This window comes from Stutzerimonas stutzeri RCH2 (assembly GCF_000327065.1).
GTDB classification, from domain to species: Bacteria; Pseudomonadota; Gammaproteobacteria; order Pseudomonadales; family Pseudomonadaceae; genus Stutzerimonas; species Stutzerimonas stutzeri_AE.
This window is the reverse complement of record NC_019936.1, coordinates 3902373-3924165: the sequence shown is the minus strand read 5'-3', so window position 1 is coordinate 3924165 and position 21793 is coordinate 3902373. Positions and strand designations below refer to the sequence as shown.

At 64.1% G+C, this 21793-nt stretch carries 22 protein-coding genes and 1 pseudogene; 16 read left to right on the top strand and 7 right to left on the bottom strand.

Annotation, left to right across the window (positions count from 1 at the left end):
* Positions 1–38 precede the first annotated feature (38 nt).
* From PSEST_RS18245 to argH, 3 genes are read right to left on the bottom strand one after another with little or no spacing between them, the layout of a single operon-like run.
* Positions 39–518, bottom strand: coding sequence for a GNAT family N-acetyltransferase (locus tag PSEST_RS18245; RefSeq protein ID WP_015278415.1), 480 nt, complete (start codon positions 516–518; stop codon positions 39–41).
* A gap of 21 nt (positions 519–539) precedes the next feature.
* Positions 540–782: a hypothetical protein gene (locus PSEST_RS18240; protein ID WP_015278414.1), complete on the bottom strand. Its 243-nt coding sequence runs from the start codon at positions 780–782 to the stop codon at positions 540–542.
* 24 nt (positions 783–806) lie between these two features.
* Positions 807–2201 carry an argininosuccinate lyase gene (argH, locus tag PSEST_RS18235; protein WP_015278413.1) on the bottom strand — a complete coding sequence of 465 codons (1395 nt, stop codon included), beginning with the start codon at positions 2199–2201 and terminating at the stop codon, positions 807–809.
* A gap of 207 nt (positions 2202–2408) precedes the next feature.
* Between argH and PSEST_RS18230 the strand changes: the two genes are divergently transcribed.
* From PSEST_RS18230 to PSEST_RS18190, 9 genes are all read left to right on the top strand, one after another.
* Positions 2409–3467, top strand: a complete 1059-nt coding sequence (locus PSEST_RS18230; RefSeq protein ID WP_015278412.1) for a sensor histidine kinase — start codon at positions 2409–2411, stop codon at positions 3465–3467.
* A complete protein-coding gene (locus PSEST_RS18225; protein ID WP_015278411.1) occupies positions 3464–4210 on the top strand; it encodes a LytR/AlgR family response regulator transcription factor in 747 nt (248 codons plus the stop codon). Before PSEST_RS18230 ends, PSEST_RS18225 begins: the two co-directional genes overlap by 4 nt.
* Before the next feature lie 155 nt (positions 4211–4365).
* Positions 4366–5304, top strand: coding sequence for a hydroxymethylbilane synthase (gene hemC / locus PSEST_RS18220; RefSeq protein WP_015278410.1), 939 nt, complete (start codon positions 4366–4368; stop codon positions 5302–5304).
* Positions 5301–6071 carry a uroporphyrinogen-III synthase gene (locus PSEST_RS18215; protein ID WP_015278409.1) on the top strand — a complete coding sequence of 257 codons (771 nt, stop codon included), beginning with the start codon at positions 5301–5303 and terminating at the stop codon, positions 6069–6071. Before hemC ends, PSEST_RS18215 begins: the two co-directional genes overlap by 4 nt.
* 16 nt (positions 6072–6087) lie before the next feature.
* Positions 6088–7266: a uroporphyrinogen-III C-methyltransferase gene (locus PSEST_RS18210; RefSeq protein WP_015278408.1), complete on the top strand. Its 1179-nt coding sequence runs from the start codon at positions 6088–6090 to the stop codon at positions 7264–7266.
* Entirely contained in the window at positions 7263–8483 is a 1221-nt protein-coding gene (locus tag PSEST_RS18205; protein ID WP_015278407.1) for a heme biosynthesis HemY N-terminal domain-containing protein, read from the top strand. The genes PSEST_RS18210 and PSEST_RS18205 overlap by 4 nt, the downstream gene beginning before the upstream one ends.
* A 117-nt stretch (positions 8484–8600) precedes the next feature.
* Positions 8601–9092 (top strand): disulfide bond formation protein B, encoded by a 492-nt coding sequence (locus PSEST_RS18200; RefSeq protein ID WP_015278406.1) that lies wholly within the window; start codon positions 8601–8603, stop codon positions 9090–9092.
* Between the two features lie 257 nt (positions 9093–9349).
* A complete protein-coding gene (locus PSEST_RS18195; protein ID WP_015278405.1) occupies positions 9350–9817 on the top strand; it encodes an Rsd/AlgQ family anti-sigma factor in 468 nt (155 codons plus the stop codon).
* Between the two features lie 104 nt (positions 9818–9921).
* On the top strand, positions 9922–10752 hold the full coding sequence (locus PSEST_RS18190; RefSeq protein WP_015278404.1) for an AlgP family protein: 831 nt from the start codon (positions 9922–9924) through the stop codon (positions 10750–10752).
* Here the strand turns inward: PSEST_RS18190 and PSEST_RS18185 are convergent.
* A complete protein-coding gene (locus tag PSEST_RS18185; protein WP_015278403.1) occupies positions 10728–11204 on the bottom strand; it encodes a TIGR02444 family protein in 477 nt (158 codons plus the stop codon). The genes PSEST_RS18190 and PSEST_RS18185 overlap by 25 nt on opposite strands.
* 68 nt (positions 11205–11272) lie before the next feature.
* Here PSEST_RS18185 and PSEST_RS18180 point away from each other — a divergent pair, with 68 nt between their 5' ends.
* The 5 genes and pseudogenes from PSEST_RS18180 (at position 11273) to PSEST_RS18165 (ending at position 15176) form a co-directional block, all read left to right on the top strand.
* The gene (locus tag PSEST_RS18180; protein ID WP_015278402.1) at positions 11273–13183 is read left to right on the top strand and encodes an ATP-binding cassette domain-containing protein; all 1911 of its coding nucleotides are present in this window, start codon (positions 11273–11275) and stop codon (positions 13181–13183) included.
* Positions 13180–13761 carry a mechanosensitive ion channel domain-containing protein gene (locus PSEST_RS18175; RefSeq protein WP_015278401.1) on the top strand — a complete coding sequence of 194 codons (582 nt, stop codon included), beginning with the start codon at positions 13180–13182 and terminating at the stop codon, positions 13759–13761. Before PSEST_RS18180 ends, PSEST_RS18175 begins: the two co-directional genes overlap by 4 nt.
* A gap of 15 nt (positions 13762–13776) precedes the next feature.
* Positions 13777–14027: pseudogene (locus PSEST_RS21915) on the top strand (TerC family protein); the annotation flags it as partial.
* Between the two features lie 46 nt (positions 14028–14073).
* Entirely contained in the window at positions 14074–14706 is a 633-nt protein-coding gene (locus PSEST_RS18170; RefSeq protein WP_015278400.1) for a LysE family translocator, read from the top strand.
* A gap of 14 nt (positions 14707–14720) precedes the next feature.
* Positions 14721–15176 (top strand): YaiI/YqxD family protein, encoded by a 456-nt coding sequence (locus PSEST_RS18165; RefSeq protein WP_015278399.1) that lies wholly within the window; start codon positions 14721–14723, stop codon positions 15174–15176.
* Positions 15177–15180: 4 nt separating this feature from the next.
* Here the strand turns inward: PSEST_RS18165 and PSEST_RS18160 are convergent, their stop codons facing one another.
* The gene (locus tag PSEST_RS18160) at positions 15181–15648 is read right to left on the bottom strand and encodes a thioesterase family protein (protein ID WP_015278398.1); all 468 of its coding nucleotides are present in this window, start codon (positions 15646–15648) and stop codon (positions 15181–15183) included.
* Between the two features lie 147 nt (positions 15649–15795).
* On the bottom strand, positions 15796–16461 hold the full coding sequence (elbB, locus tag PSEST_RS18155) for an isoprenoid biosynthesis glyoxalase ElbB (protein ID WP_015278397.1): 666 nt from the start codon (positions 16459–16461) through the stop codon (positions 15796–15798).
* A gap of 301 nt (positions 16462–16762) precedes the next feature.
* Between elbB and hemB the strand changes: the two genes are divergently transcribed.
* Both hemB and ppk1 read left to right on the top strand, forming a co-directional pair.
* Positions 16763–17776, top strand: coding sequence for a porphobilinogen synthase (hemB, locus tag PSEST_RS18150; protein ID WP_015278396.1), 1014 nt, complete (start codon positions 16763–16765; stop codon positions 17774–17776).
* 19 nt (positions 17777–17795) lie between these two features.
* Positions 17796–20012: a polyphosphate kinase 1 gene (ppk1, locus tag PSEST_RS18145; RefSeq protein ID WP_015278395.1), complete on the top strand. Its 2217-nt coding sequence runs from the start codon at positions 17796–17798 to the stop codon at positions 20010–20012.
* Positions 20013–20117: 105 nt separating this feature from the next.
* On the opposite strand, the gene ppx is transcribed toward ppk1, so the two are convergent.
* Positions 20118–21620: an exopolyphosphatase gene (gene ppx, locus PSEST_RS18140; RefSeq protein ID WP_015278394.1), complete on the bottom strand. Its 1503-nt coding sequence runs from the start codon at positions 21618–21620 to the stop codon at positions 20118–20120.
* Positions 21621–21793: the final 173 nt, after the last annotated feature.

Below are 21793 nucleotides of genomic sequence, written 5' to 3'. Positions count from 1 at the left end.
AGTTGCGGAATCTGGCGCGGCCGCGTTCGAGCGATTGATCAACCCGCTGCGAACTCTGACAGTGCGTCGCCGGCAAGGCGGTAGCTGATCCACTCGCTCTGTGGCCTGGCGCCGATGGATTCGTAGAAGTCGATGGCTGGCTGATTCCAGTCCAGTACCGACCACTCGAAGCGCCCGCAGCCGCGTGCCACCGCCAGTTTGGCCAGATAACGCAGCACTGCCTTGCCGGCACCGACGCCACGCTGTTGCGGGGTGACGTAGAGGTCTTCCAAGTACAGGCCGTGCTTGCCCAGCCAGGTCGAGTAGTTGAAGAAATACACCGCATAGCCGATCGGCTCGCCGTCCAGCTCGCAGATCAACCCGTGAGCGGTGCTGCCGTCAGCGAACAGGCTGTTCTCGATGCCGGCGACGTCGGTCTTGACCTCGTGCTCAGCCTTTTCGTAGATCGCCAGGTCAGTGATGAAGCGCAGGATCAGCGCGGCGTCGTCTGGGGTGGCGGGGCGGATGGTGAGGGGCATTGAATTGTCTCGCGGAGAAGATCAGCCATAGATGAAGGTCAGCCACGTCAACGGCAAGCCCATCAGGCAAAGAAAACCAAACGCCGCAACCCAGGCACTACGTGAGTTCATCGGGTCGGCTACGCGTAGCGGCAGATCTGGGTAGCGGCCCAGCGTTAGCAGCCGTAAGGCAAACCAGCCAGTAGTGTAGAAAAGATAGGCCAGCGCGATCTCGGCGATCACCCCGGCCAGAAACGCTAACCCGCGTAGCAGCAGTTCGAACATGGGAGTCCTTTCCCGGGTTTGCGCTTAGCGGCTGGCGAGCAGCTCCTGGCCGCGCTTGACCGCAGCGCGCACCTGCGCCGGTGCCGTTCCGCCGATATGATCGCGGGCGTTCACCGAGCCTTCCAGGGTCAGCACGGCGAACACGTCGTCGCTGATCTGATCGCTGAACTGGCGCAGCTCGTCCAGGCTCATTTCGGCCAGGTCCTTGCCGGTCTGCACGCCATACTTCACCGCGTGACCGACGATCTCGTGGCAGTCGCGGAATGGCAGGCCCTTGCGCACCAGATAGTCGGCGAGATCCGTCGCGGTGGAGAAGCCGCGCAGCGCCGCTTCGCGCATGATTTCGCGCTTGGGTTTGATCGCCGGAACCATGTCGGCAAAGGCGCGCAGGCTGTCACGCAGAGTGTCGGCGGCGTCGAACAGCGGCTCCTTGTCCTCCTGGTTGTCCTTGTTGTAGGCCAGCGGCTGGCCCTTCATCAGCACCAGCAGGCCGGCGAGCGCGCCGAACACACGACCAGTCTTGCCGCGCACCAGCTCGGGTACGTCCGGGTTCTTCTTCTGCGGCATGATCGAGGAGCCGGTGCAGAAGCGATCGGGCAGGTCGATGAACTGGAACTGCGCGCTGGTCCAGAGCACCAGCTCTTCGGAGAAGCGCGACAGGTGCATCATCGCCAGCGAGGCGGCCGCACAGAACTCGATGGCGAAGTCGCGATCGGAAACGCCGTCCAGCGAGTTGCCGGAGATCGCTTCGAAGCCCAGCAGCTCGCAGGTGATCTCGCGCTGGATCGGGTAGGTGGTGCCAGCCAGTGCGGCCGAGCCCAGCGGCATGCGGTTGGTGCGCTTGCGGCAGTCGACCAGGCGCTCGTAATCACGGCTGAGCATCTCGAACCAGGCCAGCAGGTGATGGCCGAAGGTCACCGGCTGCGCGGTCTGTAGATGGGTGAAGCCGGGCATGATGGTGTCCGCTTCGGCTTCTGCCAGGCCCAGCAGACCCTGCTGCAGACGGGTGATCTCGGCGAGGATGATGTCGATCTCGTCGCGCAGCCAGAGGCGGATGTCGGTGGCCACCTGATCGTTGCGGCTACGCCCGGTGTGCAGCTTCTTGCCGGTCACGCCGATGCGGTCGGTCAGGCGCGCCTCGATGTTCATGTGCACGTCTTCCAGATCCACGCGCCAGTCGAAGGTGCCGGCTTCGATCTCGCCCTGGATGTCCTTCAGGTTGGCGATGATCTGGTCGCGCTCATCGGCGCTCAGCACGCCGGCCTTTTCCAGCATGGTGGCGTGGGCGATCGAGCCCATGATGTCGTGGCGGTAGAGGCGCTTGTCGAACTCGACGGAGGCGGTGAATCGGGCGACGAAGGCGTCGACGGGCTCGCTGAAACGGCCGCCCCAGGACTGGTTGGTCTTGTCGGTGCTCATGAATGCGCTCGCTGAAATCCGAAGGCTGAGGAAAGGCGGCGATGATAACAGGGATGGCGCTGCGATCGGGCACGTCGGAACCTCGCCGTGAAGGGTGAGCTGGCTGGCAAATCCCGACTAATCCCAGCATGGCGACGAGCGATCGTCTTGCCGTTGCCGGGGCGGCCAAGGAAACTCGCCCACCAGATAACCATCAGGCCGAATCGCGTGAAATCCACTGCCCTAACCGACGACTTCTTCGTGCCCGAGCTGTGCCAGCCCGAGGCCTTGCTCGGTCTCGTCCTGCTTGCCGAACTGCTGGTGTTCGTGCTGGTGCTGGCCGAGCCGATGCAGCCCAGCTTCAACTGGATGCGTCTGGCGCTGACCTCGCTGTTCGTGCAGTGGATCGTACTGCTCTCGGCCGGCACCATGTGCCTGCTGCGGCCTCTGCTGGCGCGCCTCCGCGCGGCCTTCGCGGGGCTTGCCTGCTGCGCGCTGGTGGTCGGCTTGACCCTGGCTTGCACGGCGGTGGCCGATATCTACCAGCTCGGCGGGCCGCTTTCACGCGACGGCGAGGTCAATCTCTACCTGCGCCATGCGTTGATCAGCCTGATCATGTCGGGGCTGCTGCTACGCTATTTCTATCTGCAGAGCCAATGGCGCCGTCAGGAGCAGGCTGAACTGCGCGCGCGGATCGAATCGCTGCAGGCGCGTATCCGCCCGCATTTCCTGTTCAACAGCCTCAACAGCATCGCGGCGCTGGTGGCCAGCGATCCGGTGAAGGCCGAGCAGGCGGTGTTGGATCTATCCGATCTGTTTCGCGCGAGCCTGGCGCGTCCCGGCACGTTGGTGGCCTGGAGCGAAGAGCTGGAGCTGTCGCGGCGCTATCTGTCGATCGAACAATATCGCCTGGGTGACCGTCTACAGATGGACTGGCAGGTCGACGGCGTACCGGACGATCTGCCGATTCCGCAGCTCACGCTGCAACCGTTGCTGGAGAATGCACTGGTGTATGGCATCCAGCCCCGTATCGAGGGAGGTGTGGTGAGCGTAACCGCCGATTATGTCGATGGCACGTTTCAGTTGGTGGTCAGCAACCCCTTCGACGAAGTCGCTCAAACGCAGGCTTCACGCGGGACACGTCAGGGTTTGCAGAACATCGACGCACGATTAGCGGCACTTTTCGGTCCGCTAGCGAGTCTCAGCGTGGAGCGCCGTGAAGGCCGCCATTACACATGTCTACGCTATCCATGTGCGAGACAAACGCAGGAAGCCAGATCTATATGAATGTCCTGATTGTCGATGACGAACCTCTAGCCCGCGAGCGCCTCAGCCGACTGGTAGGTGACCTCGACGGCTATCGTGTCCTCGAGCCCGCTGCCAGCAATGGCGAAGAAGCATTGACGCTGATCGAGGAACTGCGCCCTGATGTCGTGCTGCTGGATATCCGCATGCCCGGGCTCGATGGCCTGCAGGTTGCCGCCAAGCTCTGCGAGACGGATGCGCCGCCGGCCGTGATCTTTTGTACTGCCCATGATGAATTCGCTTTGGAAGCGTTCCAGGTCAGCGCGGTTGGCTACCTGGTCAAACCGGTACGCCCGGAACACCTCACCGAGGCATTGAAGAAGGCGGAACGGCCGAACCGGGTGCAGCTCGCCGCGTTGACCCGGCCGGCGGCGGTTTCCGGTGCCGGACCGCGCAGTCACATCAGCGCGCGTACCCGCAAGGGCATCGAGCTGATCCCGCTGGACCACGTGATCTACTTCATTGCCGATCACAAGTACGTCACCTTGCGCCACATAGGCGGCGAAGTGTTGCTGGACGAGCCGTTGAAGTCCCTGGAAGACGAGTTCGGTGAGCGCTTCGTGCGTATCCACCGCAACGCGCTGGTGTTCCGTGACCGCATCGAGCGCCTGCAACGCACGCCGCTCGGGCACTTCCAGCTGTTCCTCAAGGGGCTCGAAGGCGAGGCGCTGACGGTGAGCCGTCGGCATGTGGCCGGTGTGCGCAAGCTGATGCAGAACCTCTGAACCAGTACGGTTCGCGGCGTCGGTGACCGTCAGCTCCAGCAGCTGGCGGGCCCCGGCACAGTGGCGTGACACCACCCTTTACTTGATTCCGGCCAACCCAGGCTGGTTGTCCGGCCTGTTATCATCGCCGGCAATTCACTGTTCTGGAATTGCCCATGTCTCGCGAAATTCGCATCGCCACCCGCAAGAGTGCCCTGGCCCTGTGGCAGGCCGAATACGTCAAGGCGCGCCTGGAAGCGTCGCACCCGGGGCTGAAGGTCACCTTGGTGCCGATGGTCAGCCGCGGCGACAAGCTACTCGACGCGCCCCTGGCGAAAATTGGCGGCAAAGGCCTGTTCGTCAAGGAGCTGGAAACGGCGCTGATGGAGAACGAAGCGGACATCGCCGTGCACTCCATGAAGGATGTGCCGATGGAGTTTCCCGAAGGGCTGGGCCTGTACTGCATCTGCGAGCGCGAAGACCCACGCGACGCCTTCGTCTCCAATCACTACGACGACCTCGATGCGCTGCCGCCCGGCAGCGTGGTCGGCACCTCGTCGCTGCGCCGCCAGGCCCAACTGCTGGCGCGTCGGCCGGACCTGAAAATCCAGTTCCTGCGCGGTAACGTCAATACCCGACTGGCCAAGCTCGATGCCGGCGAGTACGACGCCATCATCCTCGCCGCCGCCGGGCTGATCCGCCTTGGCTTCGGCGAGCGCATCCGCTCCAGTATCAGCGTCGATGAGAGCCTGCCGGCCGGCGGTCAGGGTGCGGTCGGCATCGAGTGCCGCACCGGCGACAGCGAGCTGCATGCGCTGTTGGAGTGCCTGAACCATCCGCAGACTGCTACCCGCGTCGTCGCCGAGCGTGCCTTGAACAAGCGCTTGAACGGCGGCTGCCAGGTGCCGATTGCCTGTTACGCGGTGCTCGAAGGCGAGCAGCTGTGGCTGCGCGGGCTGGTCGGGCAGCCGGACGGCACTCTGCTGCTGCGCGCCGAGGGGCGTGCGCCGGCCGCCGACGCCGAGGCATTGGGTGTGCGTGTTGCCGAACAGTTGCTGGACCAGGGCGCTGAGCAGATCCTCCAGGCGGTTTACGGTGAGGCTGGCCACGAGTGAATGACTGGCGTCTGCTGCTGACCCGGCCGGCCGAGGAGTGCGGTCCGGTCGCGGCATCATTGGCTGAAGACGACATTCACACTGCGAGCCTGCCGCTGCTGGCGATCGAGCCTTTGCCGGAAACCGCCGAGCAGCGCGCGACGATTCTCGACCTGGATCGCTACTGCGCGGTCATCGTGGTGAGCAAACCGGCGGCGCGGCTGGGCATCGAGCTGCTCGACCGCTATTGGCCGCAACCACCGCTTGGCCAGGCCTGGTTCAGCGTCGGTGCTGCCACTGGCGCGATACTCGCCGACTACGGTCTGGACACCTGCTGGCCGGAGCGCGGCGACGACAGCGAGGCGCTGCTGGCGCTGCCGCGCCTCGACGCGGCACTGGCCAGACCTGATCCGAAGGTGGTGATCCTGCGTGGTGAGGGTGGGCGTGAGTTGCTCGCCGAGACGTTGCGCGGGCGTGGCGTGCAGGTGGATATCCTCGAACTCTACCGGCGTAGGCTTCCTGCTTACCCGCCGGGCACGCTGGCCGCTACGGTCCGTTCGGAACGGCTCAACGGCCTGGTGGTCAGCAGTGGGCAGGGTTTGCTGTCGCTGCATGAGCTGGCGGCCGATACCTGGCCTGAATTGCTTGAGCTAACCTTGTTCGTACCCAGTCCGCGGGTCGCGGAGATGGCTCGGCAGTTGGGCGCCAAACGAATTGTGGATTGCCGTGGCGCAAGCGTTGCGGCATTGCTGGCGGCGTTGCGGGAAACCGCAGTGACTGCCTCCTGAAGCAAAGGATGGAAACGTGAGCGAAGCAGATTCCAAGAAAGAACCGCTGCAACCCCCCGCCAGTGAGCCGACCCCAGCCGTCGAGACTGCAAAGCCCGCCAAGCCAGCTCCATCCAGACCTGCCAGCGCCAATGCGGGTGGCAAATCGCTGGCGGCACTGGCGCTGCTGGTCGGCTTGGGTGGCGTGGCGCTCGGCGGTTATGGCCTCTGGCAGCTGAAACAGCTTGGTGCCAGCGAGGATCGCCAGCTCGAAGCGTTGCAGAGCACCGGTGAGCAGACTCGCCAGCTTGCTGAACGCGAACGCGAGCTGGCAGCACGCCTGGGCCGTCTGGAGCAGCTGCCGTCGGCCAGCGAGCTGGAGGAACGTCGTCGATTGCTGGCAACGTTGCAGAGCGATCAGCAGCGGCTTTCCGGGCGTGTCGAGCAGGTGCTGGGCGCCAGTCGCGAAGAATGGCGCCTGGCCGAGGCCGAACATCTGTTGCGTATGGCGATGTTGCAGCTGTCGGCGATGCAGGACATCAAGAGCGCCGAAATGCTGGTGCACGAGGCCGATCTGATCCTGCAGAAACAGGATGACCCCGGCGCCTACGGCACGCGGCAGAAACTGCTGGAGGGCCTTGAGGCGCTGCGCAGCCTGCCGGAGCTTGATCGCACTGGCTTGTTCCTGCAGCTCGGTGCGCTGCGTGGACAGAGCAACCAGCTCAGTGCGCTCGCGCCCGAGTTCGTCAATGGCGAGGCCGTGCCGGAAAACGCGCAGGACAGCCGCTGGCAGCGCTGGCTCAACGAGCTGACTCGCTACGTGCGGGTGGATTTCGATGCCGGTGGCGACGTCAAGCCGCTGCTGGCCGGCCAGACGCTGGGGCAGGTGCGTCTGGCGCTGTCGCTGGCCATCGAGCAGGCGCAATGGGCAGTGCTCAACGGCAACACCAAGGTCTACCGCCAGTCGCTGGAGCAGGCGAGTGCAGTGCTCAAGGACCATTTCAGCGAAGACAACGGTCAGGCGCGTGGTCTGCGCGAGCGCCTCGAAGCATTGTCCCTGCGCGAAGTAGAGGTGACCCTGCCTGATCTGGCGCCTGCGTTGCAGGCTCTGCAGGCCTATGTGCAGAAGCGCGAACGTCGCGACGAAGGCCCGGCGAGCGAGGCTTCGTCTCAGCCTGAAACGCAGACCGAGGCGCAGGAGGCAGAGCGCACATGAAACGCCTGGCCCTGGTATTCATCCTTCTGCTTGCGATTGCAGGCTTTCTCGGTTGGGCGATCAGTCAGAGCGCAGGCTATGTGCTGATCACCTACGACCAGTTCCGTTACGAATCGAGCTTCTGGATATTTCTCGCGCTGGTTGGCTGTCTGTGGTTGCTGGCCATGGTCGTGCACTGGTTGCTGGGCGTACTGCAGGTGTCGGGGGCGCTGGTCAATCCATGGTCGCGGCGGCACCGCGCACGGCGTGTGGAAAATGCCTCCCGCAAGGGGCTGCGTGAGCTCGCCGAGGGCCAGTGGGGCCCGGCGTTGGCGCACCTGCAGCTGGCGGCAGAGAAGGATCGCCAGCCGCTGGTGCATTACCTGGGCGCGGCGCGGGCAGCCAACGAGCTGGGCGAATATGCCCAGAGCGACGAGCTGCTGCACAAGGCGCGTGAGCGCGAGCCGGAGGCGGCGCTGGCGATCGGCTTGACCCAGGCGCAGCTGCAGATTGCCCGTGGCCAGTATGTCGAAGCCCGTGCTTCGCTCAGCGAATTGCAGAACGACCATCCGCGTCACCCCTATGTGCTTACGCTGCTGCAGCAGCTCTACGTGCAGCTGGAAGACTGGGCGGCGCTGTGCCGCTTGCTGCCGGAGCTGCGCAAGCATCGTGTGCTGCCGCCGGCGCGCCTGAGCGAACTCGAAGTGCTGGCCTGGACGGCAGCGGTCGAGCAGGCCGGGCAGCCGTCCGAAGTGGCCGCCGAGGCAGGCATCGAAGCGCTGAATCAGCGTTGGCAGACCGTTCCCAGCGCGCTGCGCAGCGAGCCGCTGGTAGTACGCGCTTATGCCGACGGGTTGTCCCGGCTGGGTGCGCAACCCAAGGCCGAAGAAGTGCTCTACGCAGCGATCAAACGGCAGTTCGATGATCGGCTGGTGGAGCGTTACGGACGGGTGCAGGGCCGTGATCCGGCGCGTCAGCTCGCGCACGCCGAAGGCTGGCTCAAGGATCATCCGCAAAACCCGGTGTTGTTGCTTGCACTGGGGCGTCTGAGCCTGCGTAACGAACTGTGGGGCAAGGCGCGCGATTATCTCGAGGCGAGCCTGCGTTTCGATCATCGTCCGGAAACCTGCGCCGAGCTGGCGCGTCTGCTGGCGCAGTTGGGTGACACCGAGAACAGCAACCGCTTGTTTCAGCAGGGCGTCGGTCTGCTCGGTCGCAATCTTCCCGCCACTCTGTGATCGGCTCGTCAGGTCCGCTATCGCGCGGGCCTGACGCATCCCCGAGGCTGTCCGCCGCTTGTAAGGCCGCTGGGGTTTCCACTACCGTAGCGAACTTTTCCAGCTAGCGGAGCCACCATGCGCCTGGCCAGCCCTCGTTCCCTGTTCGTCATCGCTTTTCTGGGCAGCGCCCTGTTGATCGCTATTGCGCTCTACATGGAGCACGTGATGGGGCTTGCGCCGTGTCCGCTGTGCATTGTTCAGCGCGTCTGCGTGATCGGTTTCGGCCTGGTCTGCCTCATCGCGGCGATTCACGGGCCAGCCAAGACCGGACGCCGCATCTACTCGGGCTTTGCCCTGCTATTCGTGCTGGCCGGCGCTGCCACGGCAATCCGGCAGATCTGGCTGCAGAGCGTGCCGGCCGACCAGCTGCCAAGCTGCCTGCCGAGCCTGGAATACATGATGGAGGCATTGCCGTTCCAGGAAATCGCCCGCCTGGTGCTACACGGCACCGCCGAGTGCGCCGAGGTGAGCTGGACGATGCTGGGCATGAGCATCCCGGAGTGGAGCCTGCTGGGCTTTATCGGCATGGCGATCCTCTGCCTGTGGCAACTGCTGCGTCGCGACTGAGCAGATCTTTTACCTTCCTGTCGAACTCCCGTTGCGCTTGCACGGTCTTCTCATGGACGCGCGGCCCGTGGGGGCCGCTGTGCGCTCGCGAGATTCATCGGCATTTTGCTTGATGCATCGAGCGTCGCGGCATAGTCTGCTCGTGCGGTGACGGATTCCTGCCATTCGCTGCCGCCACTCACCCAAAGGCCGATACCGAAAGACAAAAACGTCTCGGGATGGCGTAAAGCATCATCGATTAGGGAAGTGAGGTCATCATGCTCGAGAGCTGTCGGAATGCCCAGGAACGCTGGGGTGGTGTACATCTACTGATCGACCGTTGGCTGCACGAGCGCCACGCTTTGATCAACGCGTACGACGGTTTGCACACCGAGCGCGACGACGCCGCTGCTCGTCAGGGTCTGCAGCAGTTCTGCGAATATCTGGTCGACTACGTCTCGGCTGGCCACTTTGAAATCTACGAACAATTGCTCGCCGAGGCTGAAGCCTTCGGCGACGCGCGCGCCATCGAGCTTGCCAAGCAGATCTATCCGCGTATCGAGACCATCACCCAGGTCGCGCTGGGCTTCAATGATCGCTGCGAAAAGGGCGACTGTCTGGGCAGCCCAGGCCTGGCCGATGAGCTGAAGAAGCTTGGTCAGCTGTTGCATGAGCGTTTCGAGCTGGAAGATTGCCTGATCGAAGTGCTGCATACCGCGCACAAGCAAGCTGCTACGCCGGCCTGAACAACGCGCCAGGCGCTGCGGCAGATGCAGCGCTTCCTGGCCGCTGGCGGCCACCTTGCGGGCCGTCTAGTATGGCTGCATCGTTCCCGCCAGGAGGCACCTTCATGCCCGCGAAGAAGAAGTCAGTCACTACACCGCTGCATCTGCTGCAACAACTCTCGCACAGCCTTATCGAGCATCTGGACAAAGCCTGCAGCCAGGCAGTCAAGGATGCCGAAAGTGCGCTCGCCAAGCTGCAGAAGCAGCGCGGCAAAGCGCAGGAGAAACTGACCAAGGCCCGCGCCAAGCTGGACGAAGCGGGCAGTGCTGGCAAAGCCAAGGCGCAGACCAAAGCGCGCACCCGGCTCACTGAACTCGAGGACTCTCTCGCGCTGCTGCAGAGTCGTCAGAGCGAAACGCTGACCTATCTTGCCGAGCTCAAGCGCGACGCCGAACAGAGTCTGAAACTGGCGCAGGGCATCCGACAGGTTGCCGATGCCGCGGACAAGGAATTACTGAGTCGTCAGCAGGCGACCGCTACCACCGGCAAAGCTGCAGCGCCTCGGCAGGCCGCGCGCAAGCCGGCTCCAGCCGCTAAAACTGCTGCGAAAACCGCGGCCACGCCAGCCAGAACCCAAGCCGCCGAAGCAGCGGTAAAACCAGCAGCCAAAGCCCCAGCCAAGGCTCCGGCCAAAGCGCCGGCAAAGACTTCAGCCAGTGCTGCCGCTTCCAAGCCCGCCGCAGCACGCCCGACTGCTGGAAAGGCACCAGCCCGTACCCGACCTGCCGCCACGGCCAAGCCTGTGGTCGCTCCTGCGGCTGCCGAGAAAGTGGCACCCGCCGCGCAGGCATCGGCTCAGCCTGCCGCCAGCAAGCCAGCCAGCAAACCCGCCGCGAAGAAGCCCGCTCCGCGCAAGCCAGCCGCCAGCCCTCAAAAGTCGTCCAGCTCCCGCTGAATCCGATACGCCGCGCTGCGCAGAGTTTCCAGGCCTGCGCGGCAGTGGTTCGACGGCGCCAGCGTCTTCAACCACAAGTTGGGTTCGCAAGACGCGGCCCAGTCATCGCTTGTTGTCTGTAGCCGCGCCAGCAAGTGGCGCTCTGCCTGCAGCTCCATTGTCTTCAGCGTCTCGCGCAGTTCGCGCAACGCTTCGTCGCTCTGGGCCGTTGGTCGCCATGCCTGGCGCAGTGCGCGCAACGGCTCGACGATATCCCGTTGCCAGGGTGCAGCGACCTCCTGCAGCGCGTGCAGCCGCTCTTCGTTGCAGGCCACCCCTCGTGCTTCCAGCCAGGCAGCGCAAAGCAGCACACACACATCGGCGCCCTGGCTCTGCAGCTCCAGACAGACACTCTCGACGCCGGGTTGTGCGTAGCAACGCACAGCGAAATCCCACAGGTTCAGGTCAGGCATTGGCAATCGCCTTTTTTTGCGGCTAGCTCGGCTGGCTTTCCAGGCGAACTGATAAACTCGCCGACATTATGATCCGACTTCAGAACCTCACTCTACAGCGTGGCCCGCAGCGTTTGCTGGAAGGCGCCGAGCTGACCCTGCACCCCGGCCAGAAGGCCGGCCTGATCGGCGCCAATGGCGCCGGCAAATCCACCCTCTTCGCATTGCTACGCGGTGAAATGGTGCCCGATGGTGGCGATTGCCAGCTGCCACCGGACTGGCGCATCGCGCACATGCGTCAGGAGATCGATACCCTCGATCGCCTGGCGGTGGATTACGTCCTCGATGGCGACGTCGAGCTGCGCCGCGTCCAGCGTGAGCTGGCCGCCGCCGAGCAGGCGCACGATGGCAACGCTCTGGCGCGGTTGCATACTGAGCTGGACAACCTCGACGGCTATAGCGCCGATGCCCGTGCGCGCAAGTTGCTCGCCGGGCTGGGCTTTGCCAACGAGCAGATGACGCTGCCGGTCAGCAGTTTCTCCGGTGGCTGGCGTATGCGTCTTAACCTCGCGCAGGCGCTCATGTGTCCGTCGGATCTGCTGTTGCTGGACGAACCGACCAACCACCTCGATCTCGATGCGATTCTCTGGCTGGAGGATTGGCTCAAGGGCTATCCCGGCACCTTGCTGTTGATTTCCCACGACCGCGACTTCCTCGACGCGGTGGTCGATCACGTTATCCACCTCGAACAGCGCAAACTGACGCTCTATCGTGGTGGCTACTCGGCGTTCGAGCGCACCCGTGCCGAACGCCTGGCGCAGCAGCAGCAGGCCTTCGAGAAGCAGCAGGCGCAGCGCGCGCACATGGAAAGCTATATCCGCCGCTTCAAGGCTCAGGCGACCAAGGCACGCCAGGCCCAGAGCCGGATCAAGGCGCTGGAGCGGCTCGAGGAGCTGGCGCCGGCGCATGTCGACTCGCCATTCGACTTCCGCTTCCGTGAGGCGGACAAGGTATCCAGTCCGTTGCTGGACCTCGCCGAAGCGCGCCTCGGTTACGGCGAAAAGGTCGTCCTGGAGAAGGTCAAGCTGCAGCTGGTGCCCGGTGCACGTATTGGTCTGCTGGGACCGAACGGCGCGGGCAAGTCGACGCTGATCAAGACGCTTGCGGCCGAGCTCACACCGCTGAGTGGCCGCCTGCAGCGCGGCGAGAATCTGGCCGTCGGCTACTTCGCCCAGCATCAGCTCGATTCGCTCGATCCCAAGGCCAGCCCGCTGCTGCACCTGCAACGCATCGCCCCCAGCGAGCGTGAGCAGACATTGCGTGATTTTCTCGGTGGCTTCGACTTCCGTGGTGTGCGCTGCGACGAGCCGGTGCTGAATTTCTCTGGTGGCGAGAAGGCGCGCCTGGCGTTGGCGCTGATCGCCTGGGGCAAGCCCAATCTGTTGTTGCTCGATGAGCCGACCAACCACCTCGATCTGGAAATGCGCCTGGCACTGACCATGGCCCTGCAGGATTTCGAAGGTGCGGTGCTGGTGGTGTCCCACGACCGGCATCTGCTCAAGAGCACCACCGACGAGTTCCTGCTGGTCGCCGACGGGCAGGTGCAGAGTTTCGACGGCGATCTCGAGGATTATGCGCGCTGGCTGGTTGATTACCGGGCGCGCCAGCAGCCCGTCGCCAGCGGCGAGCCCGCGGCGGACAAGACCGACAAGCGCGCCCAGCGTCAGGCCGCCGCCGCTTTGCGTCAGCAGTTGGCGCCGCACAAGCGTCAGGCGGACAAGCTGGAGAAGGATCTGGCGACGGTGCACGAAAAACTGGCCGAGCTCGAAACGAGCCTGGGCGACAGCGCGCTTTACGAAGTGGCGCGCAAGGATGAGCTGCGCCAGCTGCTGGCCAAGCAGGCCGAGTTGAAGGTTCGCGAAGGCGAGCTTGAGGAGGCCTGGCTGGAAGCGCTGGAAACGCTGGAAGCCTTGCAGGCGCAACTGGAGGCCAGCGCATGAGCGAACCCTGGCTGAGCATGGTCGAAGAGTGGCGGTTGCAGTGGATGCTCGGCCTGCAGGTGCTGCTCATCCTGCTGGTGGCCTATGTACTGCAACGGCTTGTGGCCCGCGGCCTGACGCGTCTGTCGTCGCGCTATCCATTGCCGCCGGAGCTGCTGATTCCGGTGCGCGGCGGCATCCGCTGGTTCATCATCGGCGGTGCGCTGATCATGGTGTTGGAGCGCTTTGGTGTTTCTGCCACGGTGCTGTGGACGGCCATTTCCGGGTTCGTCGCGGTGGCAGCGATCGCCTTCTTCGCGATCTGGAGCGTGCTGTCCAACCTGCTTTGTGCGGTGCTGATTCTCACCGTAGGGCCGTTCCGGCTGGGCGACGTCGTGGAAATCGTCGAGGCGTTCGACAAGCCGATCGTCAAAGGCCGGGTGATCGATATCAATTTGGTCTACACCACTCTCGAAGAGGTGGCCGAAGCGGGCACCGGCGCCATCGTCCAGGTGCCCAACAGTCTGTTTTTCCAGAAGGCTGTGCGCCGCTGGCGTGGCAGCGAAGTCCAGCTCTACCACCGTAACCCCAACGAGTAACAACTCTCATGGAATGCCGTGTTGGTGATGAAGCTGGCTACGGACACCATCAGCGACTTCATGGCTGAAGATTGTCGCGCTGCCTTCCTTATCGTGGTCGGTACGCTGCTGATTGCCGAAGCCTTCGGTGTGCATGTGCCGAGGGCTACGTCTACTTCGCCATGGCCTTCTCGCTGGGCGTCGAGGCGCTGAACATCCGCATGCGCAACGCCATGAAGCGCAAGCTCAAGGAGCCGGTGAAGCTGGGCAAGGGCTTGCCGGACTGAATCGAAGTGCCGGCTGCGGCACAATCGTCTGAACGGAGGAATTCAAATGTCACTGGAAACCTGGCTCGCTTTCTTCGTCGCCTGTTGGGTGATCAGCCTGTCGCCGGGCGCCGGTGCCATCGCATCGATGTCCTGCGGCTTGCAGTACGGCTTCTGGCGTGGCTACTGGAATGCCATCGGCCTGCAGCTGGCATTGGTGCTGCAGATCGCAGTGGTGGCTGCGGGTGTCGGTGCGGTGCTGGCGACCTCAGAGTTGGCGTTTGGCTTGATCAAGTGGTTCGGCGTCGGCTATCTGCTGTGGCTGGCCTGGAAGCAGTGGCAGGCGCAACCGCAGGCGCTGGACGACTCCGCCGCGCCGCGACCCATTGGCAGGCCGCTGAGCCTGGTGCTGCGCGGGTTCGTCGTCAATGCCAGCAACCCCAAGGCGATCGTCTTCATTCTTGCAGTCCTGCCACAGTTCCTCGACCCGCAGCGGCCGTTGCTGCTGCAATACAGCGAAATGGCCGCAACCATGGTGGTGGTCGATCTGATCGTTATGGCTGCATACACCGGGCTGGCGGCGAAAGTACTGCGGTTATTGCGCACGCCGCGTCAGCAGCGCCTGATCAATCGCAGTTTTGCCGCGGCCTTTGCCGGTGCGGCGGCGCTGCTGGCAACGGTGCGGCGCGCTGTCGTATGAGCGAGTCGACTTCAATGCGCGTCTGGATCGACGCTGATGCCTGTCCGCGGGCGGCGAAGGATCAGGTGATCAAGTTCGCGCTCAAGCGCAAGTTCGAGGTGCTGCTGGTCGCCGGGCAGAGTCAGGTCAAGCCGGCGTTCGCCTGCGTGCGTCTAATCGTGGTGCCGAGCGGTCCGGATGCGGCTGACGACTACCTGGTCGACCATGCCGAGCCTGGCGATCTGGTGATCTGCAGCGACGTTCCGCTGGCCGATCGACTGGTGAAGAAGGGCGTCGCGGCGTTGGACCCGCGCGGTCGCGAGTTCGACGAGCGCAACATGGGTGAACGCCTGGCAGTGCGCAATCTGTTCACCGACCTGCGTGACCAGGGCCAGATGGGTGGCGGCCAGGCGGCCTACAGCGAGCGCGATCGGCAGGCCTTCGCCAATGCACTGGACCGCTTGCTGACGCAGCTCTCCAGAGGCCGCTGAGCGATCAGCCGCAGAGGTAGGTCCCGGTGCCTACGGCTACCAGCACACCGGTTTCGTTATGCAACTCCGAGCGCACCACTGCGACCTTGTTGCCCGAGCGCAGCAACATGGCGCTGGCAATGAAGCGCGTGCCGCGGCCTGGCCGCAGGTAATCGATGCGCAGGTCGATGGTGCCCAGCCGGGATAGTCGCGCGGCGCGCTCCTGCGTGGTCAGGTGACGATGCTTGTCGAAGGCGCCGAGCATCGCCATGGCCCCGCCGGCGACGTCCAGCAGCGAGGCGATGACCCCGCCGTGGAGGATGCCGTGGACAAAATTGCCTACCAGCTCGGGCTTCATCGGCAGGTGCATCACCACCCGGCTAGTGGAGATTTCGTCGAGTTCGATGCCCAGTGCCTGATTGAACGGGATGCGTTCGAACATCTGGCGTACCGCCTGGGCCTGCTCGGCGAGCAGTTCATCGTCTTGATTCATGATCGGCATTCCTGTGGCTGAGCGACCAAGCTGCCCGACCCTGCCTTCGCTGAACAGGGCAGCGGCATGAGCAGCCGCGGCTTTGGCGGCTTTCGCGCAAAAAAATCCCGGGCTGGCCCGGGATTTTTATCAGCACTGCGGAGCAGATCAGCTCTCGGTGGTCATTTCCAGAACGCGATCGACCAGCTTGTAGATGCCCGATGCGGCCTCGCTGATGGACTGCGCCAGCATGTATGCCGGGGTGGTGACCAGTCGGTGCTTGTCATCCACGACGATATCGCTGACTTCGCATGCCTGATGCTCGGCGCCCATCTGGCCGACCGCCTTGGCCGCATCGGCGTCGTCGCTGCCCAAGGTGCAGACCACGCCGGCCCCGAAAATCTGCGCGGCCATGGTCGGTGCGATGCACATCATGCCGATTGGCTTGCGCGCTTCGGCGAAGGCCTGGGCCAGTGCGATCACTTCAGGCAGCGCCTTGCTGGCGGCGCCTTCGGTGGCAAAGGTCGACAGGTTCTTCGCGGCGCCAAAGCCGCCGGGGATGATCAATGCATCGAAATCCTCGGCGCGGGCTTCGCGCAGGTCCTTGATTTCGCCACGGGCCAGGCGGGCCGATTCGGTCAACACGTTGCGCGATTCCGGCATCTCGTCGCCGCTCAGGTGATTGATCACGTGCATCTGCGGGATGTTCGGTGCGAAGCACTGCACCTTGACGCCACGCTGGTCCAGGCGCAACAGCGTGATGACGCTCTCATAGATCTCCGAGCCGTCGTAGACGCCACAGCCGGATAGGATCACGGCGACTTTCTTGTTCATAGCGATACTCCTGGTCAAGTTCAACGGCCCTGCGGTGGGCGCTGCGGATGCGTTCGATGCTAATGCCTGAGACGGCTTCAGGTAAGCCCCGCATGTTTGTTGGATGCGTCGGAGCTGTCGGTGTTCATTGCCGCGGGTCTGGCACGCCGGTTTGCGCTTGATCAAAGGACTGGCAGTCACCGGCATGGCTGGCGACAATGGGGTGATTTCGCAGGCCCGGCGGCGTGCCGTTGTCATCATTTCGTCATGCGCCAGGCCTATAAACGTCATATTCGCCCGTTTTGCGGGCCAGGAGTCCGTCGTGAGTTTCGTTCCTGCCAGCCGGTTGTTCCCTGCTACTCGCCTGCGTCGCAACCGTCGCGATGATTTTTCCCGCCGCTTGGTGCGCGAGAACGTGCTGACGGTCGATGACCTGATCCTGCCGGTGTTCGTGCTCGATGGCGAAAATCGCCGTGAGGCGGTGCCGTCGATGCCGGGAGTGGAGCGCCTGTCCATCGACCTGCTGCTCGAGGAAGCCGAGGAGCTGGTGGCGCTGGGCATTCCGGCGCTGGCGCTGTTCCCGGTGACGCCGCTGGAGAAGAAATCCCTGGATGCCGCCGAAGCCTGGAACCCCGACGGCATCGCCCAGCGTGCCACTCGCGCGCTGCGTGCGCGCTTCCCGGAGCTGGGGATCATCACCGACGTCGCGCTCGATCCCTTCACCACCCATGGCCAGGACGGCATCCTCGACGACAACGGCTACGTGCAGAACGATGTCACGGTCGACGCGCTGGTCCGCCAGGCGCTGTCCCACGCCGAAGCCGGTGCCCAGGTGGTCGCACCGTCAGACATGATGGACGGTCGCATCCAGGCGATCCGCGAGGCGCTGGAAGTGGCCGAGCATCACAACGTGCGCATCATGGCCTACTCGGCCAAGTACGCCAGTGCCTACTACGGCCCGTTCCGCGATGCGGTCGGTTCGGCGGCCAACCTCGGCAAGAGCAACAAGAACACCTACCAGATGGACCCGGCCAACGGCGACGAGGCCCTGCATGAAGTCGCCGCCGACCTGGCCGAGGGCGCGGACATGGTGATGGTCAAGCCCGGCCTGCCTTATCTGGATATCGTCTGGCGCGTGAAGGATGCCTTCAAGGCGCCGACCTTCGTCTATCAGGTCAGTGGTGAGTATGCGATGCACATGGCCGCCATCCAGAACGGCTGGCTGAGCGAGGCCGTCATCCTTGAGTCTTTGGTCGGCTTCAAGCGGGCCGGGGCCGATGGCATCCTCACTTACTTCGCCAAACAGGCGGCACAACAATTAAAACGGGGCCAGTGAGCCCTTTCGAGGCAAAGCGATGATCAACCAGGGACTCAGCGAAAAGGATCTGCAGGACGCCGTCGTCAGCGAGGTGCTGGAGCCGGTCGTGCCTGAAGCGGTGGCGGTGCCTTCCGCGCCGCCGGAAGTCATCGAGGAAGCGCCGGTCGCACCGGTGACCAATCTGGATGACAGCGTGCTGTACATCCATCGCGAGCTTTCCCAGCTGCAGTTCAACATCCGCGTGCTGGAACAGGCGCTGGACGAGTCCTATCCGCTGCTCGAGCGGCTGAAGTTCCTGCTGATCTTTTCCAGCAACCTCGATGAGTTCTTCGAGATTCGCGTCGCCGGGCTGAAGAAGCGCGTCACCTTCGCCCGCGAGCAGGCCGGCGCCGACGGCCTGCAGCCGCACCAGGCGCTGGCACGCATTTCCGAGCTGGTGCATGAACAGGTCGACCGCCAGTACGCGATCCTCAATGACGTGTTGCTGCCGGCACTGGCCGAGCATCAGATCCGCTTCATCCGGCGCCGGCACTGGACGGCCAAGCTCAAGACCTGGGTGCGCCGCTATTTCCGCGACGAGATCGCGCCGATCGTCACGCCGATCGGCCTGGACCCGACCCATCCGTTCCCGCTGCTGGTGAACAAGAGCCTGAACTTCATCGTCGAACTGGAAGGTGTCGATGCCTTCGGTCGCGACTCCGGTCTGGCCATCATCCCGGCGCCACGGCTGCTGCCGCGGGTGATTCGTGTGCCGGAGTCGGTCGGTGGTCCGGGCGACAACTTCGTCTTCCTCTCATCGATGATCCACGCCCACGCCGACGACCTGTTCCACGGCATGCGCGTCAAGGGCTGCTACCAGTTCCGCCTCACCCGTAACGCCGACCTCTCGGTGGACACTGAGGACGTCGAGGACCTGGCCCGCGCGTTACGCGGCGAGCTGATCTCCCGGCGTTACGGTGATGCTGTGCGTCTCGAGGTGGCCGACACCTGCCCGCAGCATCTGGCCGACTTCCTGCTCAAGCAGTTCAGCCTCGGCGAGAGCGAGATGTACCGGGTCAACGGCCCGGTCAACCTGACCCGGCTGTTCAGCATCACCGGCCTGGACAGCCACCCGGAGCTGCAATACAGCCCGTTCACCCCGTCGATTCCGAAGCTGCTACAGAACAGCGACAAGATCTTCAGTGTGATCAACAAGCAGGACATCCTGCTGCTGCACCCCTTCGAGTCCTTCACGCCGGTGGTCGACCTGCTGCGCGAGGCGGCGAAGGACCCGTGCGTGCTGGCGATCAAGCAGACGCTGTACCGCTCCGGCGCCAATTCGGAAATCGTCGATGCGCTGGTCGATGCGGCCCGTAGCGGCAAGGAAGTCACTGCGGTGATCGAGCTGCGAGCGCGTTTCGACGAGGAGTCCAACCTGCAGCTCGCCAGCCGCCTGCAACAGGCCGGTGCGGTGGTGATCTACGGCGTGGTCGGCTACAAGACCCACGCCAAGATGATGCTGATCCTGCGCCGCGAAAACGGCGAGCTGTGCCGCTACGCGCATCTGGGCACCGGCAATTACCACGCAGCCAACGCCAGGCTGTACACCGACTACAGCCTGCTGACTTCGGATGACGCGCTGTGCGAGGACGTTTCCAAACTGTTCAGTCAGCTGATCGGCATGGGCAAGACCATGCGCATGAAGAAGCTGCTGCATGCGCCGTTCACGCTGAAGAAGACGCTGCTCGACCTGATCGCGCAAGAGACGCAGCACGCTGCCGAGGGGCGGCCGGCGCATATCATCCTGAAGATCAACGCGCTGACCGACCCGAAGATGATCAAGGCGCTGTACAAGGCCAGCCAGACGGGCGTGCGCGTCGATCTCATCGTGCGTGGCATGTGCTGCCTGCGCCCGGGCATCGCCGGGGTCTCGCACAATATCCATGTGCGCTCGATCATCGGCCGCTTCCTCGAGCACAGCCGGGTGTTCTACTTCCAGAACGATGGCGACGAGAAGCTCTACCTCTCCAGTGCCGACTGGATGGAGCGCAACCTCGATCGTCGGGTGGAGACCTGTTTTCCGGTGGAGGGCAAGAAGCTGTTGATGCGGGTGAAGAAGGAGCTGGAAGGCTTCCTCAGCGACAACACCCAGAGCTGGATCCTGCAGCCGGACGGCAGCTACCTGCGCAACAGCCCCACCGGCAATCAGAACCCGCGCAATGTGCAGAGCACCTTGCTCGAGCGCCTCACCGGCCCGCAGGTCGCGGCGCGCTGAGACTGGCCATCGTGCACGGTTCGTTTTCAGGCATGTGGCGCCGGCCCGGCTGGTGAGACAAAAACCGGATTCCTGAATCGACAAGGGCCCCAGCGGGCCCTTGTTTCATTTCATCCGCAGTTCATATCCCACGCGCGCGAGCCAGGCGGCTTCGGCCTCGAAGTCGGCGCGGGTCAGCGGGTTGGCGCCGAGCCAGCCGGCCGGGAAGATCAGCTCAAGGCTGCGCTCGTCGGCCTTCAGTTGTACTTCGGAGACGGCATTGGCGCCGCGGATGTGGTGAAACAGAATCGCAAAGCGCAGCAGGATGCACAGGCGCACCAGGGCATCGGCGTCGGCCCCGGTTTCACCGAACTTATCCTGCGGAATATTGCGCCGGTGGCCGCGCACCAGCAGCGCCAGCATCAACTGATCCTGACGGGAAAAGCCCGGCAGGTCGGAGTGCTCGATCAGATAGGCGCCGTGCTTGTGGTAATGGTAATGCGCGATGTCGAGCCCCACTTCATGCACGCGCGCGGCCCAGGCGAGCAGCTCGCGGTGCCAGTCCTGGTCGAGGTTCCACGCCTCGGCGACCTGGTCGAAGGCCTCCAGCGCCTTGGCTTCGACCCGTGCGGCCTGCTCCATGTCGACGTGGTAGCGCTCCATCAGGAAGCTCAGCGAGCGGTCGCGGATGTCCTCGTCGTGATGACGGCCGAGCAGGTCGTAAAGCACCCCTTCGCGCAACGCGCCTTCGGAGTGAGTCATGCTGCTGATCTCGAGCGCATCGAAGATCGCCTCGAGAATCGCCAGGCCCGCCGGGAATACTCCGCGGCGATCCGGCTTGATGCCATCGATATCGATCTTTTCCACGTCGCCGAGCTTGAACAGCTTGCGCTTGAGCCAGCCGAGCCCTTCGAGATTGACTTCGCCGTTGCCGAAGCCGCCGCTCTTGATGGCCAGCCCCACGGCGCGGATGGTGCCGGATGCACCAATAGATTCCTGCCAGCCGAGTCGGCGCAGGCCGTGCTCGATGCCCATCAGCTCGACACGCGCAGCGGTGTAAGCCTGGGCGTAGCGCGCCGGGGTGATCTTGCCGTCGCGGAAGAAGCGCTGGGTATAACTCACGCAGCCCATCTGCAGGCTTTCACGCAACTGCGACTCGAAGCCTTCACCGATGATGAATTCGGTGCTGCCGCCGCCGATATCGGCGACCAGGCGTCGGCCCTGGCTCGCCGGAACGGTGTGCGACACGCCGAGGTAGATCAGTCGCGCTTCTTCGCGGCCGGAAATGACTTCCACCTGGTGGTCGATGATCTCTTCGGCGCGGCGGATGAAGGTAGCGCGGTTGCGCGCCTCGCGCAGGGCGTTGGTGCCGACGATGCGCACAGCGCCCTGGGGCAGGTGGTTGACCATCTGCGCGAAGCGCCGCAGACAGTCCAGTCCGCGCTGCATGGCAGCCTCGTCGAGCAGGCGGTTCTCGTCAATGCCCGCAGCCAGCTGGACCTTCTCGCCGAGCCGTTCGAGGATGCGCATTTCGCCGTTGGCGGTGCGAGCGAGCACCATATGAAAGCTGTTCGAGCCCAGATCCAGGGCGGCGATCATGGGGAAGGTATCGGCGGTGTTCTGGCGCATTGGGCGGTCTCGATGCAAAACCCCGACATCCTGACACGATCGCCCCCATCCGCCAACGCAGTCATCGCCGCAGCGGCCTGCTGCGGGCGGGCGCTCGTCGCCTGCTGGCGGGTCTGCGGCTTTCGATCCGCTCACAGTAGGGCTATGATGGCGACCTTTCCGTTCCGACCCTG

Excerpts from the sequence above, each read along its gene's own strand:
- ppx (WP_015278394.1), bottom strand. The coding sequence starts at position 21,620 with ATGCGCCAGAACACCGCCGATACCTTCCCCATGATCGCCGCCCTGGAT.
- PSEST_RS18245 (WP_015278415.1), bottom strand. The coding sequence starts at position 518 with ATGCCCCTCACCATCCGCCCCGCCACCCCAGACGACGCCGCGCTGATC.
- PSEST_RS18240 (WP_015278414.1), bottom strand. The coding sequence starts at position 782 with ATGTTCGAACTGCTGCTACGCGGGTTAGCGTTTCTGGCCGGGGTGATC.
- PSEST_RS18225 (WP_015278411.1), top strand. The coding sequence starts at position 3,464 with ATGAATGTCCTGATTGTCGATGACGAACCTCTAGCCCGCGAGCGCCTC.
- ppk1 (WP_015278395.1), top strand. The coding sequence starts at position 17,796 with ATGATCAACCAGGGACTCAGCGAAAAGGATCTGCAGGACGCCGTCGTC.
- PSEST_RS18195 (WP_015278405.1), top strand. The coding sequence starts at position 9,350 with ATGCTCGAGAGCTGTCGGAATGCCCAGGAACGCTGGGGTGGTGTACAT.
- PSEST_RS18170 (WP_015278400.1), top strand. The coding sequence starts at position 14,074 with ATGTCACTGGAAACCTGGCTCGCTTTCTTCGTCGCCTGTTGGGTGATC.
- PSEST_RS18190 (WP_015278404.1), top strand. The coding sequence starts at position 9,922 with ATGCCCGCGAAGAAGAAGTCAGTCACTACACCGCTGCATCTGCTGCAA.
- PSEST_RS18165 (WP_015278399.1), top strand. The coding sequence starts at position 14,721 with ATGCGCGTCTGGATCGACGCTGATGCCTGTCCGCGGGCGGCGAAGGAT.
- hemC (WP_015278410.1), top strand. The coding sequence starts at position 4,366 with ATGTCTCGCGAAATTCGCATCGCCACCCGCAAGAGTGCCCTGGCCCTG.
- PSEST_RS18200 (WP_015278406.1), top strand. The coding sequence starts at position 8,601 with ATGCGCCTGGCCAGCCCTCGTTCCCTGTTCGTCATCGCTTTTCTGGGC.
- elbB (WP_015278397.1), bottom strand. The coding sequence starts at position 16,461 with ATGAACAAGAAAGTCGCCGTGATCCTATCCGGCTGTGGCGTCTACGAC.
- PSEST_RS18185 (WP_015278403.1), bottom strand. The coding sequence starts at position 11,204 with ATGCCTGACCTGAACCTGTGGGATTTCGCTGTGCGTTGCTACGCACAA.
- PSEST_RS18160 (WP_015278398.1), bottom strand. The coding sequence starts at position 15,648 with ATGAATCAAGACGATGAACTGCTCGCCGAGCAGGCCCAGGCGGTACGC.
- PSEST_RS18175 (WP_015278401.1), top strand. The coding sequence starts at position 13,180 with ATGAGCGAACCCTGGCTGAGCATGGTCGAAGAGTGGCGGTTGCAGTGG.
- PSEST_RS18180 (WP_015278402.1), top strand. The coding sequence starts at position 11,273 with ATGATCCGACTTCAGAACCTCACTCTACAGCGTGGCCCGCAGCGTTTG.
- argH (WP_015278413.1), bottom strand. The coding sequence starts at position 2,201 with ATGAGCACCGACAAGACCAACCAGTCCTGGGGCGGCCGTTTCAGCGAG.
- PSEST_RS18205 (WP_015278407.1), top strand. The coding sequence starts at position 7,263 with ATGAAACGCCTGGCCCTGGTATTCATCCTTCTGCTTGCGATTGCAGGC.